Source organism: Bradyrhizobium sp. ORS 278 (genome assembly GCF_000026145.1).
Classification (GTDB): domain Bacteria; phylum Pseudomonadota; class Alphaproteobacteria; order Rhizobiales; family Xanthobacteraceae; genus Bradyrhizobium.
The window spans coordinates 3905600-3922690 of record NC_009445.1; the positions used below are offsets into that span (position 1 = coordinate 3905600).

Sequence of the window (17091 nt, forward strand, 5' to 3'; positions counted from 1 at the left end):
GAGCGCTGCGCAATCAACGAGAACACATCAAGGGAGGCGATCCGATGGAGTGGTCGCAACATGCCGCCATCAGGCCGATGCGCCGCGAGCAGCGTTTCGGCGACCGCGTGGTGCCGCTCTTCGCGGAGCGCCCGGCCAGCATCTGGGCCATGGTCGAGGAGGCGGTTGCACGGAACGGTGACGGCGAGGCCTTGATCTGTGGTGCGCAGCGGCTCTCCTGGCGCGACGTCGCCGACCAGGCAGCGCGCATCGCCGGCGGACTTCGGGCGAAGGGGTTGCGCAAGGGCGATCGCCTGGCCATGCTGCTCGGTAACCGCATCGAATTCGTCCTGACGCTGTTCGCCGCCGCCAAGCTTGGCCTTATCGCGGTGCTGCTGTCGACGCGGCAGCAGACGCCCGAGATCGCCTACGTTCTGAGCGATTGCGGCGCGCGCCTGCTGTTGCATGAGGCCGCGCTGGCGGACCGGCTGCCGGCCGCAGCTGAGATGCCCGACCTCGCGGGCCGCCTCGCGGTCGACAATGATCCCGTTCGGTCGAATTTCGCCGAACTCGCCGATCACGAGCCCGATGCCACGGAAGCCACTGTGGCCGAGGAGGACATTGCAATGATCCTCTATACGTCGGGCACGACCGGCCGGCCGAAGGGGGCGATGCTTGCCCACTGCAATATCGTCCACTCCTCGATGATCTACGAGGCGTGCCTCGGCCTGACGCCCTCCGACCGGTCGATCGCGGCCGTGCCGCTCGGCCACGTCACCGGCGTGGTCGCCAACGTGACCAGCATGGTGCGCTGCGCCGGCACCTTGATTATCATGCCGGAGTTCAAGGCCGGCGACTATCTCAAGCTCGCCGCGCGCGAGCGCGTGACCTACACGGTGATGGTGCCGGCGATGTATAATCTCTGCCTGCTGCAGAGCGATTTCGACAGCCACGATCTGTCGTCGTGGCGCATCGGCGGCTTCGGCGGCGCGCCGATGCCGGTCGCGACGATCGAGAAGCTGGCGGCGAAGATCCCGGGCCTGCGCCTGGTCAACGCTTACGGCTCCACCGAGACCACCTCGCCCTCGACCCTGATGCCGCCCGCGCTGACGGCTCGCCACATCGACAGCGTCGGCTTGCCCTGTCCCGGCGCCAGTATCCTGGTGATGGATGCTCAGGGTCGGGAGTTGCCGCGCGGCGAGATCGGCGAGATCTGGATCGGCGGCGGCCAGGTCATCAAAGGCTATTGGAGCCGTCCGGAGGCGACAGCCGAGAGCTTCACGGCGGGCTACTGGCATTCGGGCGACCTCGGGTCCATCGATGCCGATGGCTTCGTCAGGGTATTCGACCGCCAAAAGGACATGATCAACCGCGGTGGGCTGAAGATCTACTCGGCCGAGGTCGAGTCTGTGCTTGCTGGCCATCCGGCCGTGATCGAGAGTGCGATCGTCGCGCGCCCGTGCCCGGTGCTGGGCGAGCGGGTCCATGCCGTCGTGGTGACCCGCGCGCCGGCCGAAGCGGAGGATCTGCGCCGCTGGTGTGCCGAGCGGCTGTCCGACTATAAGGTGCCGGAAACCCTGATCGTGACGCCGGACCCTTTGCCGCGCAATGCCAACGGCAAGGTGATGAAACGGCAGTTGCGCGAAGCCTTGACTGCGTGATAGCCGGCCTCCGACCCTCGGCAACGGGGAACGCGCGTAACGCCTTGATTCGGCTGCACGTGCCTTGCCACCGCCATACCGATGCGGTATCCGCGCCGGCGCGTGGGCAGTGGGCGGCTCGCGCGGCACTTCAAATCCATTCGCGCGCTCGCGGCGAACCCTATGGGATATCTTTAAGTGTCTGAATTTATTGATGAAGTTGATGAAGAGGTCCGCCGGGAACAGCTCAAGAAGCTGTGGGACCGCTATTCGATCTTTATCATCGCCGTCGCGGTTCTGATCATCGCCGGTGTCGGCGGCTGGCGCGGCTACCAGTATCTGGAGGCCCAGAAGGCTGCCGAGGCCGGCGCGGCCTTCAACAAGGCGCTCGAACTGTCCGAGCAGAACAAGCACGCCGAGGCCGAGAAGGCGTTTGCCGACGTCGCGGCGACCGCCCCCTCCGGATACCGTATGCTGGCCCGCTTCCATCAGGCGGCTGAAGCTGCTGTGCGCGACAAGGCCGCCGCAGTGAAGCTGTATGATGACCTCGCGGCCGACCGCGGCATCGGTGCCGAACAGCAATCCATGGCGCGCCTGCGGGCCGCGGGCCTGCTTGTCGACACCGCGCCTTACGCTGACCTCAAGCCGCGGTTGGAGGGTGAGACCGCCGCCGGGGCTCCATTCCGTCATGCCGCACGCGAGCTTCTGGCGCTGTCGGCGTGGAAAGCCAATGATGCGGCCGCCGCCCGCCAATGGCTCGACATGATCGCATTGGATGGTGAGACCCCGCCGGGCCTGCGCTCGCGCGCCGAGGCGTTGCAGGCGCTGTTGCCTGCGGTCGCCAAGAGCTGATCCAGAAGCCGAAGGTGAGCCGATCGCGGCCTTCGCGATGGCGAAACTGAGTTTGATCGGAAGATGACCATCATGCGCCGCCCGCAACGCCTCATCGCCCTGTCCGTCGTCGTCGCGCTCGCAGGCGCGCTCGGCGGCTGCGCCAGCGGCGGCAGCTTCGACCCGTCCGACCTGCTCGACTTCCTGGACACCAAGAAGAAGCTGCCCGGCGACCGCAAGCCCGTGTTCCCCGAGGGCGTCCCCGGCCTGGAGCAAGGTGTGCCGAAGGAGCTCTACAAGGGCGCCCAGCAGCAGCCGACGGAGGATCCGGCGGCACAGGCCGCCGCGCCGACCCCGCCCGTGGAGCCGCCCACCAAAGGCAAGAAGGGCGCCAAGGGCCGCCAGCAGGCGGCCGTGAGCAATCCGGCGCCGGCCGCCGACCCGCAGCCGCAGGACGGCGAGGCGGCCGCAGTCGAGGAGGGCGCGGCCGCCGTGCCGGCAGCCCCGAAGCCGAAGAAGATCGTCCGCCGCCGCACCACCGCTCCGCCGGCGGATGACGCCGCGCCCGCGCAGCAATCCAGCGGCCAATTTCCGGCCCCGATGCCGAGCGGCTCCTTCAGCCGTTAATCTCATCGGCGAATCGGCCGATCGCCCGTTCGGTTTTACGGTCGGATGCGCTAAAGCTGCGCGCCAACGCGCGCTCGGATCATCATGTCTTTTACCATCGCCATCATCGGCCGGCCCAATGTCGGCAAATCGACCCTGTTCAACCGTCTGGTGGGGCAGAAGCTGGCGCTCGTCGACGACATGCCTGGCGTGACCCGCGACCGCCGCGAGGGCGAGGCGAAGCTGCACGACCTGCATTTCACGATCATCGACACCGCCGGCCTTGACGAGGGCCCGAAGGGCTCGCTGACGGCGCGGATGCAGGAGCAGACGGAGACCGCGATCGCGCTCGCCGATGCCCTGTTCTTCGTCATCGATGCCCGCGTTGGCTTGACACCGGCCGACCGCGCCTTCGCCGATTTCGCCCGCCGCGCCGACAAGCCGGTGCTGCTGCTCGCCAACAAGAGCGAAGGCAAGCATGGCGAACTCGGCGCGATGGAGTCCTACGCGCTCGGTCTCGGCGATCCGATTCAGATCTCGGCCGAGCATGGCGAGGGCATGGGCGAGCTCTACGATGCACTCAGCAAGATCGTACCGCCCTCGGACGACGAGGATGACGAGCGCGAGGAGACCGACGAGGAGCGCGCCAGCCGGCCGATCCGCGTCGCCATCGTCGGTCGTCCCAATGCCGGCAAGTCGACCCTGATCAACCACCTGCTCGGCGAGGAGCGCCTGCTGACCAGCCCCGAGGCCGGCACCACCCGCGACTCGATCGCCGTCGAGGTCGAATGGAAGGGCCGCGGCTTCCGCATCTTCGATACCGCCGGCCTGCGGCGGCGGTCGCGGATCGAGGAGAAGCTGGAGAAACTCTCGGTGGCGGATGCGCTGCGGGCGGTGCGGTTTGCCGAGGTCGTGGTGCTGATGTTGGACGCGCAGAACCGCTTCGAGGAGCAGGATCTTCGCATCGCCGACCTGGTCGAGCGCGAGGGGCGGGCGCTGGTGCTGGCGGTCAACAAATGGGACCTGATGGAGGCCCAGCCCGGACAGATCTCGGCGCTGCGCCGGGATGCCGACCATTGGCTGCCGCAGATCACCGGCGCGCCGATCGTGGCAGTGTCCGGCCTGATGGGCGAGGGCATCGACCGGCTGATGCAGGCGATCGTCGAGGCCTACGCGGTCTGGAATCGGCGCGTGCCGACGGCGGCGCTGAACCGCTGGTTCGAGGGCGCGATCGCTAACAATCCGCCGCCTGCCGTGTCGGGCCGCCGCCTCAAGCTGAACTACATCACCCAGACCAAGGCGCGGCCGCCGAGCTTCGTGCTGTTCTGCTCGCGCGCCGACGCGATCCCGCAATCCTATCTGCGCTACCTCGTCAACTCGATGCGCGAGACCTTCGAGCTGCCGGGCACGCCGGTGCGCATCACCTTGCGCGAGAAGGCCAACCCATTCGCCCACAAGCGCAAGCGGCCGAACTGATCGGCTTGCTACAGGCCGCGCGTCTGGACTTTTGATCTGATCGCGACAAGCGTCCATTCCTCGCCTCAATCCGACGAAAACCCGAACGGTACCGACGATGTCCTGAAATCATCTGGCAGGATCTCCCGCCCGATCGGCGGCGCCGAGCGGGCGGCGCATTTCGGCCGGTGACAGACGCGGCAGGCGGTGCCGATCGGCGTCGGCGCGTCGGCATCCGGTCCGTGGCCGTCGCGGGTGTAGATCAATTGCCCGGCGTGCTCCGCCGCGCAGCCGACGGCAATGGCGCGCTCGACGCGGACCGCGCCGTAGGAGCCGCCGCCGGCGGTCACGGTGCGCGCGATCGAGAAGAAGCGGCGGCCGTCCGGCAGCTCCAGCCATTGCGTGACGATCTGGCGCGGCGTCTTGAAGATTCCGTGCACCGACCACAGCGGGCAGGCGCCGCCGTGCCGCGCGAACGGAAAGCCGGCGCCGTCCAGGAGCTTCGAGACGTTGCCGGCGGGATCGACGCGGATCAGGAAGAACGGGATCTTCTCCGCGCCCGGCTTCTGCAAGGTCGTGACGCGATGGGCTGTCTGCTCGAAGCTGGTGCCGAACTGCCGCGCCAGCGCTTCGAGATCGTAGGCTCTGGCATCGACCGCTTTGGCGAAGATCGAGTAGGGCATGATGATCGCCGCCGCCGCATAGGCCGCGAGCGCGCGCCGTGCCAGCAGCTCGGCGGTCTTGCTGGCGAACTTGCCGTCCTCCAGCGCCGCGCTGATCTCATTGTCGAGTTCGAGATAAGCGAGCTGCCGCGCCAGTTCGAACTTCAGGCTCGCGCTGTCGAGCGAATCCTCGATCAGCAATTGACGGCGATGCAGATCGAGCCGCCTGAGCGAGCCGAGCATCACGTTCGGCGGCATGTAGCGGACTTGCAGCTTGTGCTTCTCGCGGAAGCGCTCGATGAAGCCGGCGGGGCTCGCCGAGACTTGCGGCGAGCCGGTCGCCGAGCCCTGGAAGACCGCCTGCGCCAAGCGCTCCGCGGCGTCGTCGAGCCCCGCGAAATAATTGCGGCGGGCGGCGAGGAAGCGCCGGACATCGGCGACAGGATCGTTGGCGTCAAAACCCTCCGGCAGCGGCGCGCCGCCGGAGATCGAAGGCGCCCGCTCGGCCAGCGCCAGCTGCTCCTCGCGATAGGCGGTGTAGAGCCGCAGGAAGGCCTCGGCCATGCCGGGATAGCTGACGGCGAGGTCTGAAATTTCCAGCGCGGGGATGTCGATGTCCGAGAACATCGGGTCCTTCAGCACCGACTGCATCCGCGCGGTGTGGTCGGCGCCGCCGTCGCCGGCTAGGTCGGCGAGGTCGATCTTGTAGGTGCGGGCCAGCCGCAGCAGCATGTCGGCCGTGACCGGCCTCTGGTTGCGCTCCAACAACGCCACGTAAGGTGCTGATATTTCGAGGTCCGCGGCCATGTCGGCCTGGGTCAGGCCGAGCTCGCGGCGCAGCCGTCGCAGGCGCGGGCCCATGAAGATCGAGCGTGCCGTGGCGGTACTCATGGCAGGTCAACTCCCGTCTGTAAGCTCCTTACAGCTATACACGGGATATCTGTAAAGTGTGACAAGTTTTCCGCGCAATGGCTAGTCCGCTGTCGCAACGTGCTTAAAACAGGTCCCAGGTTGTCGTTAACCAAGGGATCACGGACATGAACTTCCAACCGCGTGGACTGAACGACCAGGCTCTCCAAGGCTCCTCGTCCTACCAGGCCGAGGTCGAGGCGGCGCGTGCGCTGCTCGAGACCAACCCGACCTGGAACGGCGTCACCGCCGAGGCCGTGGCGCGCATGCGCCTGCAGAACCGCTTCAAGACCGGTCTCGACGTGGCCCGCTACACCGCGGCCGTGATGCGCGCCGACATGGCCGCCTACGATGAGGACAGCACCAAGTACACGCAGTCGCTCGGCTGCTGGCACGGCTTCATCGCGCAGCAGAAGCTGATCTCGATCAAGAAGCATTTTGGCCGCACCGACCGCCGCTACCTCTATCTCTCCGGCTGGATGATCGCGGCGCTGCGCTCCGAGTTCGGCCCGCTGCCGGACCAGTCGATGCACGAGAAGACCTCGGTGCCCGCGCTGATCGAGGAGCTCTATACCTTCCTGCGCCAGGCCGACTCGCGCGAGCTCAACGATCTGTTCCGCACGCTCGACGCCGCCCGCAAGGCCGGCGACAAGGCGAAGGAGACCGAGATCATCGCCAAGATCGACGGCTTCCAGACCCACGTCGTCCCGGTCATCGCCGACATCGACGCCGGCTTCGGCAATGCGGAAGCGACCTATCTGCTCGCCAAGAAGATGATCGAGGCGGGCGCCTGCGCGCTGCAGATCGAGAACCAGGTCTCGGACGAGAAGCAGTGCGGCCATCAGGACGGCAAGGTCACCGTGCCGCATGACGTCTTCCTGGCCAAGATCCGCGCCTGCCGCCACGCCTTCCTGGAGCTTGGCGTCGAGGACGGCATCATCGTCACCCGCACCGACTCGCTCGGCGCTGGTCTCACGCAGCAGATCGCCTATTCGAGCCAGCCGGGCGATCTCGGCGACCAGTACAACAGCTTCCTCGACTGCGAGGAAGTGACGCCGGAGACCGCGCGCAGCGGCGACGTCATCATCAACCAGAATGGCAAGATGGTCAGGCCGAAGCGGCTGCCCTCGAACCTCTATCAGTTCCGTCCCGGCACCGGTGAGGACCGTTGCGTGCTCGACTGCATCACCTCGCTGCAGAACGGCGCCGACCTCTTGTGGATCGAGACCGAGAAGCCGCATATCGAGCAGATCGCCAAGATGGTCGACCGCATCCGCAAGGTCATCCCGAACGCCAAGCTCGCCTACAACAACTCGCCGTCGTTCAACTGGACCCTCAACTTCCGTTGGCAGGTCTACGACGCGATGAAGGAGGCGGGTCAGGACGTCAGCAAGTACAACCGCGCCGAGCTGATGAAGGCGGAGTATGACGACACCCCGCTGGCGAAGGAAGCCGACGAGCGCATCCGCACCTTCCAGGCGGATTCAGCCAAGCGCGCCGGCATCTTCCACCACCTGATCACTCTGCCGACCTACCACACGGCCGCGCTCTCGACCGACAACCTCGCCCGCGAGTATTTCGGCGAGCAGGGCATGCTGGGCTACGTCAAGAACGTCCAGCGCGCCGAAATCCGCCAGGGCATCGCCTGCGTCAAGCACCAGAACATGGCCGGCTCCGATATCGGCGACGACCACAAGGAATACTTCGCCGGCGAGAAGGCCCTGAAGGCCGGCGGCGCGCACAACACGATGAATCAGTTCGGCTGATCTCCGCCGGGTGAAGCGCTGAACTGATGAGACCCGTCTGGGGCGGCAACGCTCCAGGCGGGTTTTGCTTTGGCGCGGACGATCCAAGGCGCAGCTCGGTACTCTTATGGTCAGCGCGCTTGACATCAGCACAGTGTAGCGACGGCCTCATGTCTCATTCCTCATGGTGGGGAGCGCCGCCCTTGCGGCGCGTCTCGAACCATGAGGCCACGGTTTGGGCCTCGCCCTTCGAGACGCCCGCCTGCGGCGGGCTACTCAGGGTGAGGGTTGAGGGCGGGGGCAGATCCGCGTAGCCCGGATGAGCGCCAGCCGACGCCTTTTCGGCGTTGGCGTCAGCGATATCCGGGTTCACCGGCGAGAGCGCGTGAGAACCGGGATGTCGCGACCGCTTACGCCCTTCGGGCTGCAGCGTCCGCTCATCCGGGCTACGCTTGTCTCCATGGTCCGGTGCGCTGCGTGTCATGTCCGCGCAATGTCCTCACCGCTCACTCAGCGCCAGCCGCGCCCCGAGCAAAGCAAAACCGCCGGCGAACGCCCGGCGCAGCCACGCCATCACCCGCGGACGGCTGACGACCCGGTCGCGAACCGCCGCCGCGAACAGCCCGTAGACCACAAACACCGCGAACGTCATCGCCATGAATGTGGCCGACAGCTCCAGCATGGCGGCGAGCGGATGCGCCTCGTCAGCCGCGATGAACTGCGGCAGGAAGGCGAGGAAGAAGATCGACAGTTTGGGATTGAGGATGTTGATCAGGAAGGCGGTCAGCACCACGCGTCCGGCTGACCGCGTCTGGCCCTTCTTGGCTCCAGCCTCGACCGACAGTGCGCCGCGCTCGCCGAGCGTCTGCCAGGCCATGTACAGCAGATAGACGACACCGCAATATTTCAGCGCAGCAAAGGCAAGCGCGCTGGTGTGCAGCACCGCCGCGAGGCCGACGATCGCAGCGAGCATTGCCGGGATGATGCCGAGCGTGCAGCCGAACGCGGCGGCGACGCTCATGCGTGAGCCCCGCGTCAGCGCCACTGCGAGCGTATAGAGCACGCCGGTGCCGGGCGAGGCGACCACGATCAGCGAGGTCAGCAGGAAGGCAGTGGACATCGGTGGGCTCCCAGAGGTACCCGGCGCCGTGCCTTGAAGGGGCCGGCCGGCTCATTTGAACAACGAACACCAGCATTTCACACCACGCGGCGACCGATAGCCGGTCGGACTTCACGCGCCGGCGAGTGCCTCTCATTGGCAGCGATGCCGATCATCGACGTCGCCTCCGCGAGTGAATTTCTTGATGGTCCAATTGGTGCGCCGTCCCCGATCCTGTTCCGTGGACATACTCGTTCCTTCCTTTCGAGGTGGATCAAAACGGAACAACAACATGCTGTAGTCCGCACCTTGAAAAGGCCATGCAGTTACGATTGATTGCAGTTGGCGGCTCTATATCGCGTTTCCTGAACGTTGTTGTTTTGCCTTGCCTTTGGCCCAAAACCATCGACGAGCGCAAGGTGGGTTCGCTGCTAGTGACGAAATCGTCGCCGAAGCACTATCTCGGGGTGTTCTGTTTCAGTGCGTGTCTCATGGCCGTGCTGGGGTTCATCTCGGGGGGTGGCGGCGATCATTTTGCCTCGATCCCGAGTGCCGCTGGGCCAACTTGGTATCGCGATCTCAGCGGGGACGCGGTTTCCGAGATCCAGGACCAGGACATCTTTTTCCATAACATCGGTTCCTCGATCGAAAATCTGCGGAAGGCCGACATCGTCATGCTCGGTTCGTCGCTCGTCGCGTTCGGCCTGGACTCCGAAGTCGTCAGAAAGCAGATTAAGGATCGATACAATCTGAATTTTTACAACCTGTCTTTTGTCGGCATTACGAGCGGTGATTTCGCAAGGCTGATTCTGAATAAATACCGTATCAAGCCGAAGCTCTTGATCATCAACGCGGACGATGGTGGAGGCGGTGGCAGTTTTTTCAGCGAAGGATTGCGTCGCTCATTCGGGGGCAACACCATTCCGATCCCCTCGCTTGGCTACAGCCGTATCGAGGCCTTCAGGCAGGTGATCCGGAAGAACTTGCGCTGGCGGCTCGAGGGGCTAATGCGGGATGTTCTCGGCTCCGATATTCTGGTGAATGCGAACCGGTTCGCGCTGCACAGTTTCTACCGTGATGCTGAAACGGGCATGTACGACATGAGCGATATGCCCAACTTCCACTCGGACACAAACCCTGTCGTGGCGATCAAAACCAATGGGCCGCGTCACGCCGCTGCGGAGATCATCAAACACGCAAGGGAATTTGTCGCCGGCAGTGCCGACCACGTTGTCCTCACCCTGGTGCCCAACACCTATTACGACGCACAGCAGGCGGGCGAAATCGCGTCGGCCGTCGGGGCTGAATTGGTGCTCACAGGGATGGTCGACTATTCAACCTGGGACTTCGGTGGTCATCTCGATCATCAGGGCGCGATTCATTTTACCAAAGATCTGATTGGAGCCCTGGAAAAGAGCCAAGCGTTCCAATCGCTGCTGGCGCAATCCGGTTCCGCTCGCTCCTCGCAGACCAGTACCGCAGGGCGGTAAGCATGATGAGGTCTTCGTCCGTCGCGCAGCGCTCACCCCTGCACGCAGCGGGCGGCCGCCAGCCCGGATAGAACCCCGACGACATCAGAAGATTCCAGCGAGAAGCTTCAGCATGGTCTCGGTTCATTGCCTGACCGATCGACCTTGAGGAATCTCCCCGGTGTCCGGCTTGATGGCCACCGCGGCGTGGACAGAAGACCAGCTAGTAAGAACCTGCGCGAAAATCGAGGATGCATTGAATATCCGCCTTTGTGAATAGGTCATTATGCGGGATCGCTAGTTGAATCGGCTGGTAACCTTAGGACAGGCGACGGTTCCGGAGCTGGAAAGCGTAATTGCGGAACTACTTCTTTCATCTCCGCAAACGCGGCGGTTGAGGCTGCAGGTAATTGGTCTTTCGCAGGATCGGACGGTAGCAAAAATCTTACCTGGAAGTGATTTCGAGAGAGGAGGCGCGAGAGCGGGGGCTGAAGCGGTATTTCACGGGCGTGCCGTGCAAGCACGGGCATGTTGTTGAGCGGCTTGTGTGCAACAGGAGTTGCATGAAGTGCGGCCCCGAAAGAGTCCTCGCCAGGGATGCCAAACTCCGTGCGGACCCGGTCCAAGGCGCGCCTGCGAGCGCGGGCGCGCTCCCGCTACGCAGACCCCGTCCGGGGTGAGATCATGCGCGAGCAGTGCCGCGCCCGTCGCGCAGACCCCGTCCGAGGCGAGATCATGCGCGAGCAGCGCCGCGCCAGCAAAGCCAAAAGGCGCGCTGACCCGATCAAAGGACCCAAGATCGCAGCAGACGAAAGGGCCTCGACACACAAGCGTCGCGCGATTATCGCCAACGCCCCGCCGATGGCTCCAGAGGACGAAAAAAACCTGAGGGCGATCAGCTTCACGTGCGGTCCGATGAACCTGCTCGGTGAATGACATTGCGTGGAGCGCATCGTTGCGCAGCGAGCTGCTGGAGGCTTAGGCGTAGTTCTGCGCAATTCGGCGCTGACACAGCCCATGAGGAATGAGGGGATATTCGCAAATCGCGCGGATTAAACAGAGCGCGCTCAAAGGGTTCGCGTCATAGGGCGCCACAACATCCGCTATTCTACTCCCCTCCCAAGGGAGTTCCTGTGGATAATCAGCCATCTCATGCGGTCTTCACGACTGACAACTGATAGTCCTTTCAATGGGTCAGCGCTCTTTTTCTTATTTCTCACAGCGTCGTGATTGTGCCATCTGTTGACGCAATCGGCCGAACTGCCCCCTATGACCAAAGGTCGCTCTCGATGATTTCAATGGAGAGGTGCGACCTATGGAATATCTATATATTGGTTATCTACTGCACGGCCTTGCGCACGTTCTGGCCGAAAGTCGCAAGCTTCTAATTAGTCTGCGACGCAAGCGAGCCCGTAAAAGCCCGTAGCCCCGCGACCGCCTCCGTTGCAGGCGGAGCTAGGTCTTTTAGACGCCTCGCCGAGTTTTGGATGCGGGGCGATGGGGAATCACCCGGAGGAAGCGTTTGCAAGCGACTTGGCCAGGAGTTGCTGAGACTCGCCTAGAACGCTAGATAGAGTCCTCAACCAGAATGGCGCTTTCCAATGGATGCTCGGGATTGGATCGTGGGAATCTCAAGCCTTGGAGCACTCGTCGTAAGCGCTTTGAAGCTATATGCGGACTGGCCCAAGAAAACTGAAGAAGGCAAAGTTTCTCGTGTTTCACCCCTAGTGGTCGTCTGCGCTCTAGCAGCAGTAGTCTTGTCAGTGGTTGGGTATGACATCTACGACCGCAGGCAAATTACGGCAGGGCCTTCTTTGGTTAGTTGGGGCGGAGACCCTAACGCCTTCCATATGACGGTAACAACTCAGGGCCTTCAAGAATACGCCAAGACACACCGCTTGTTGCTCATCGTCCGACCGAACCTCATAGGCGTCGATCCGATGACAGATATGAACATCGGAAAGAGTCCACTTTTCACCATCGCGGGGCCTGTTGTGACGCTGGCGATTCCGGGCCGCGTTCCGCTACACATGGTGCCTAACCAGGTCAATATGCTAGACTTCTACGCGGCCCGCGTGCCTGTCGGCGTGACAGCCGATCGTATTCACTCTGTAGGGGACATTGCCGACCTCGGAGGGGCAATCGTGCTCAGGGCGGGCGCTGGAATAATGGCGGGGCCTCCCGTCGATCAGTCTCCATCGCCGACGTTAAGATAGCCGTCAACGGGGCAACCGAACAAGACTGCTGGTGCAGCGTGTTGCCCCCAGCGTGACCCCGGGCGAATATCGACCCGAAACCAACAGACCCCGCATCGTCGTAAATGCTTGATAAGGTTGGTGAGCGCGCCGGGACTCGAACCCGGGACCCCATGATTAAAAGTCACGTGCTCTACCGGCTGAGCTACGCGCTCGCTTCCTTCGGAAGCGGTGTGACGGCTTGAACCGTCACTGTCCGGATCGTCGGCAGGTCACCACCAGAACGCTTGCGGCGGGGCTGTGGTTCACTGCGGTATTGGGAACGGGACGGTGGAGCCCCGGCCTCGGGCCGCATGCTGACGTGGGCGCTGTGTAGGGGGTGGGTCCGTCCCGGTCAATAGGGCGGGCGGGGGAAACCACAGCGGCGGGTGACGCGGCAGCGGGGGCCTCGTGGTTCGAGACGCGCCGCCAGGCGGAGGCGCTCCTCACCAAGAGGGTTTAGAGTGGGCTGCGCGGCCTGGGCGCTAGCGTCGTCGGATGAGGGTCTCGGAGCCGCCATATACTCCCTTTGCCGCATACTTCGCCCTCATCCTGAGGAGCCCGCCGGAGGCGGGCGTCTCGAAGGATGGCCGCGGGCGGGATGCCCCAGGAATGGCATGGGACTGGCCCAGGAGTCGGCCTGTCGGCCTGCGCCCTGGGTCCTACACCTTCTCCGCCGCCTTCGTCGCCGCCGCGCTCAGCGGCGCCGGCTGCATCGGCTGCAGCATCCCTGGCCCGGCGAGCTCCGGCACCCAGACCGGGCGCAGGCCGATCAGCTCGGCGGTTCGGATGGTGGCGTGGCGCCAGAAGTCGAAGGAGTTGATGCGGGACAGCTCCAGGATGGCGATCGCGACGGCCGAGAGGAACGGCAGGCTCTCCAGGATCAGGACGGCGGCGAAGATGTAGAGCTCGGTGATCCCAAGGTAATTGGTGGTGATCAGGATGGCGGCGCCGATCAGGAGCAGGGCGCCGATGACGGCCTCCCAGAACGCCTGGAACTCGATCGACATCCGCGACAGGCCGCCCTTGGACGTGCGGGCGAAGGCGAGATGCTCGGTGATCAGGCCCTGCGCCACGGCGCGGCTCACCGTCCATTGCACACTCATGGCCGCGATCATCGCACCCAGCATCTGCCACGGCTTCACCGCGACGCGAAGGCGGTAGAGGATCAGGAAGTGCGCCAGCGAGACCACGAAGGCGGCGATGATCGGGATGGTCAGGATCTTGTCGGGGATTGCGATGCCGGCAAACGCCACGATCGGCACCCAGATCAGGTTGAGGATCGCGACGACCACGCCGAGGCTCTCGGCGCCGAGCCAGTTGAGCCAGCCGAGCGAGAACTCGCGCTTCTGATCTGATGTCAGGCGGCTGCGGCCGGGCAGGAAGCGCTGCCAGTGTTTCTTGACGATCTGGAAGCCGCCATAGGCCCAGCGGTGGCGCTGCTTCTTGAACGCCTCGTAGGTGTCCGGCAGCAGGCCCGAGCCGTAGCGGGTGGCGGTGTAGTGGGTCTGCCAGCCCAGCTCCTGGATGGCGAGGCCGAGGTCGGTATCCTCGCAGATCGTGTCGCTCGACCAGCCGCCGGCCATGTCCATCGCGGCGCGGCGGATCAGGCACATCGTGCCGTGCACGATGATCGCGTTCTCCTCGTTGCGCTGGACCATGCCGATGTCGAAGAACCCGGCATACTCGCCGTTCATGATGTAGTGCATCAGCGACAAGTCCTCGTCGCGATGCTCCTGCGGCGCCTGCACAAGGCCCACGGCGGGGTCGGCGAAGGCCGGCACGAGGTCGGACAGCCAGTCGGGCGTCACGACATAGTCGGCGTCGATGATGCCGATGATCTCGGCATCGGCCGCGGTGCGCTCCATGGCGATGCGCAGGGCGCCGGCCTTGAAGCCCTTGACCTTCTCGGCGTTGATGAACTTGAAGCGCTCGCCGAGCATGCGGCAGTGATCCTGGATCGGCTGCCAGAATGCCGGGTCGGGCGTGTTGTTGATGATGCAGACGACCTCGTAGTTCGGGTAGTCGAGTCGGGCCAGCGCATCCAGCGTCTGCTTCATCATCTCGACCGGCTCGAAATAGGCCGGCACGTGGATCGAGACCTTCGGGCAATAGCCCGCAGGCATCGCGGCGCGGTCGCGCGCGACCTTGTCGCGGGTGAGCAGCCGGCGCGGCGCGCGGCCGAAGGCGATCGCGGCGATCTCCTCGATGCGGGCCATCGCGATGAGAATCAGCGGGACCAGGAGCGTGAGGCCGAGGGTGAGCGCGAAGGCCGAGCCCCAGACGAAATAGTGCACGTTCCAATAGGCGAAGACGTTGGAGACCCAGGCGCCGACGCCATGCGCCGTGATCGCCAGCACCATCGCCTGCAGCACCGTCGGCTGGCGCAGCCGCACGATCGGCAGCGACAGCAGCACGCCGACCAGGAGCGCGATGGTCGCGAGTTTCCAATAGTCGGGGTTCACGATCGGGCCGGTCCAGGAGAACTTGGCCTCGCGCGAGGCGTTCAGCACGCCCCAATACGGGCCGACGCCGCCCTCGAAGAACTTCCAGGGCTGATCGATGCCCTCGACGATGTTGTACTCCATGCCGATGGCTTCGGCGCGGGTGACGAAATTGCGCAGCACCCAGGCCTGCTGGAACGGCCCGGGATCGGCGATGCCGCGGTTGTAGCCCTCGCTCGGCCAGCCGAACTCGGCGATGACGATGCGCTTGCCGGGAAACTTTTCGCGCAAGAGCTGGTAGCGCTCGACCGCCTGGTCGACGGCCTGGGTATGGTTGAAGAACTCCCAGTAGGGCAACACGTGAGCGGCAATGAAATCGACGCTGGAGGCGAGTTGCGGATAGTCGCGCCACAGGTTCCAGATCTCGCCGGTCGTGACGGGCACGCTGACCGACTTCTTGACCTTCTTGATGTAGCCGATCAGCTCGTCCGGCTTGAGCTCGCCACGGTACAGCGTCTCGTTGCCGACGACGACGCCGATGACGTTGCTGTTGCGGCGGGCGAGCTGCACGGCGGCGGCGATCTCGCGCTCGTTGCGGTCTTCGTTCTTGTCGATCCAGACGCCGAGCATGACCTTCAGCCCGACCTCGGCCGCGATCGGCGGCACCAGCTCGACGCCGCCGGTCGACGAGTACAGGCGGATGGCGCGGGTGATGGTGGCGAGCTTCTTCAGGTCGGAACGGATGCGCTCGGCGTTGGGGATGTTGTCGACGTCGGGATGCTCGGTGCCTTCGAACGGCGCGTAGGACACGCTCGGCAGCATGCCGGTGAAATCGGGCGCGCTCTGCTTGGTCTGCAGGACGCCCCACAGCGCGGCATGGGCTGCTGTGACGAACAGGATGACGGCTGCGATCAAGCGCATCTGGCGGGACACCGTGGCGGGCGGAGAGGGAGGAGCGGCGGATCCAGCGCGAGAGTGCGCGGCCGCGCCGGCAGCGCGCTCGGCCCACGTGCTGCCCAGGCACATCAGGCGAAGCGCGGCTTCGATCTGGCACCGGCAGCGCCGTCTTTGGCGCTGGCCCGGTGGTCACATTAAGGCGGGTTCATCGCTGAACGAGGGCTGAACCGCCTGACAGATCGAGGCCGAACCACCTGCGACACGATAACGCTGCAGCGCAATTAAACAACTGCGGCGGCGCTGCCCTCCGCCTGGATCTGCCCTGCCGGCACAGCGGGCGGGCAGGGCAATCTTGTTACTGCTTCGCCGGCTGCGGCGAGGGCGAGGCCTGCGGCGCGGCCGGCTGGGCGGCCTGCGGCGCGGAGCCCGCGGGAGCCGGAGGCGTCGCGGCCGCCGGCGCGGCGGCGGCCTGCGGCTTGGCGTCCGGATTGATCCAGCAGGCGTGGACGTGGTTGTTCAGCGAGTTCGGCACCTTGTCGTCGATCTGGCCGACGAATCGGGTAAGGCAGCGGAACGACGCCTGGATGTGGCCGCCGGGGCAGCCGAACCGGTCATAAAGGTCGAGATGGCGGAACGCGGTATCGAGGTCGTCGCGGTACATCAACTGCACGACGCGGCGGCCGAGCCAGACGCATTCCGGATTGCCGGCGGGCCCGCCGCTCAGCGCCTGCGCCGCCTCGGTGAACTCGTCGGCCTTGCGCTGATTTTCCTTGAGGTCGGCCGGGCTGGACGCCTGCGGCTTTTGGTCCTGGGGATGGTCGTTGCCGCTCTGGGCGAAGGCGCCGGGGGCGGCAACCAGGACCGCAAGACCGACAGACGCGACAAGGCGCGAAACCGTAAACTTGGACTGGAGCACGCGTCGACCCATAAATTCCCCGAAATGTTGCCTTCATGCCGTCCCCTGGGGGACGCAGTGTTGATGCCGATCAAATCGGCCCCGATTGCGGCGGGAGGTTGATTCCGACCCCTCGTGCGGTGTTCCTAAACTGCCGTTCCTAACGGGCGGGTGAACGGCTCAAGACAGCGGGCGCAGAGAGCGAGGCAACCGGGGATTCCCAATG

At 64.8% G+C, this 17091-nt stretch carries 12 protein-coding genes and 1 tRNA gene; 8 read left to right on the forward strand and 5 right to left on the reverse strand.

Going from position 1 to position 17091, the window contains the following annotated elements:
• Positions 1–44: 44 nt before the first annotated feature.
• The 4 genes from BRADO_RS17485 (at position 45) to der (ending at position 4532) form a co-directional block, all read left to right on the forward strand.
• The gene (locus BRADO_RS17485; protein WP_011926656.1) at positions 45–1640 is read left to right on the forward strand and encodes a class I adenylate-forming enzyme family protein; all 1596 of its coding nucleotides are present in this window, start codon (positions 45–47) and stop codon (positions 1638–1640) included.
• Positions 1641–1817: 177 nt separating this feature from the next.
• Positions 1818–2471, forward strand: a complete 654-nt coding sequence (locus BRADO_RS17490; protein WP_011926657.1) for a tetratricopeptide repeat protein — start codon at positions 1818–1820, stop codon at positions 2469–2471.
• A 72-nt stretch (positions 2472–2543) separates the two neighbouring features.
• Positions 2544–3077 carry a hypothetical protein gene (locus BRADO_RS17495; RefSeq protein ID WP_041757574.1) on the forward strand — a complete coding sequence of 178 codons (534 nt, stop codon included), beginning with the start codon at positions 2544–2546 and terminating at the stop codon, positions 3075–3077.
• Positions 3078–3161: 84 nt separating this feature from the next.
• Positions 3162–4532, forward strand: a complete 1371-nt coding sequence (gene der / locus BRADO_RS17500) for a ribosome biogenesis GTPase Der (protein ID WP_011926659.1) — start codon at positions 3162–3164, stop codon at positions 4530–4532.
• Positions 4533–4597: 65 nt separating this feature from the next.
• On the opposite strand, the gene BRADO_RS17505 is transcribed toward der, so the two are convergent.
• On the reverse strand, positions 4598–6064 hold the full coding sequence (locus tag BRADO_RS17505) for a short-chain fatty acyl-CoA regulator family protein (RefSeq protein ID WP_011926660.1): 1467 nt from the start codon (positions 6062–6064) through the stop codon (positions 4598–4600).
• Positions 6065–6210: 146 nt separating this feature from the next.
• Here BRADO_RS17505 and BRADO_RS17510 point away from each other — a divergent pair, with 146 nt between their 5' ends.
• Positions 6211–7848 (forward strand): isocitrate lyase, encoded by a 1638-nt coding sequence (locus BRADO_RS17510; RefSeq protein ID WP_011926661.1) that lies wholly within the window; start codon positions 6211–6213, stop codon positions 7846–7848.
• A gap of 478 nt (positions 7849–8326) precedes the next feature.
• Here the strand turns inward: BRADO_RS17510 and BRADO_RS17515 are convergent, their stop codons facing one another.
• Positions 8327–8947, reverse strand: a complete 621-nt coding sequence (locus BRADO_RS17515) for a LysE family translocator (protein ID WP_011926663.1) — start codon at positions 8945–8947, stop codon at positions 8327–8329.
• A gap of 299 nt (positions 8948–9246) precedes the next feature.
• Between BRADO_RS17515 and BRADO_RS17520 the strand changes: the two genes are divergently transcribed.
• The 3 genes from BRADO_RS17520 to BRADO_RS35055 all read left to right on the forward strand — a co-directional run bounded on the left by BRADO_RS17520 (position 9247) and on the right by BRADO_RS35055 (position 12611).
• Positions 9247–10416, forward strand: coding sequence for a hypothetical protein (locus tag BRADO_RS17520; RefSeq protein ID WP_050781013.1), 1170 nt, complete (start codon positions 9247–9249; stop codon positions 10414–10416).
• 714 nt (positions 10417–11130) lie between these two features.
• Positions 11131–11331, forward strand: coding sequence for a hypothetical protein (locus tag BRADO_RS35050; protein WP_157872582.1), 201 nt, complete (start codon positions 11131–11133; stop codon positions 11329–11331).
• A 686-nt stretch (positions 11332–12017) separates the two neighbouring features.
• Complete coding sequence (locus BRADO_RS35055; protein WP_157872583.1) at positions 12018–12611, forward strand: hypothetical protein; 594 nt, start codon at positions 12018–12020, stop codon at positions 12609–12611.
• Between the two features lie 118 nt (positions 12612–12729).
• Here BRADO_RS35055 and BRADO_RS17535 read toward each other — a convergent pair.
• From BRADO_RS17535 to BRADO_RS17545, 3 genes are all read right to left on the reverse strand, one after another.
• Positions 12730–12805: transfer RNA gene (locus BRADO_RS17535), tRNA-Lys, on the reverse strand.
• Positions 12806–13291: 486 nt separating this feature from the next.
• Positions 13292–15994: a glycosyltransferase gene (locus BRADO_RS17540; RefSeq protein WP_011926667.1), complete on the reverse strand. Its 2703-nt coding sequence runs from the start codon at positions 15992–15994 to the stop codon at positions 13292–13294.
• 331 nt (positions 15995–16325) lie between these two features.
• On the reverse strand, positions 16326–16898 hold the full coding sequence (locus BRADO_RS17545; protein WP_011926668.1) for a hypothetical protein: 573 nt from the start codon (positions 16896–16898) through the stop codon (positions 16326–16328).
• Positions 16899–17091 lie beyond the last annotated feature (193 nt).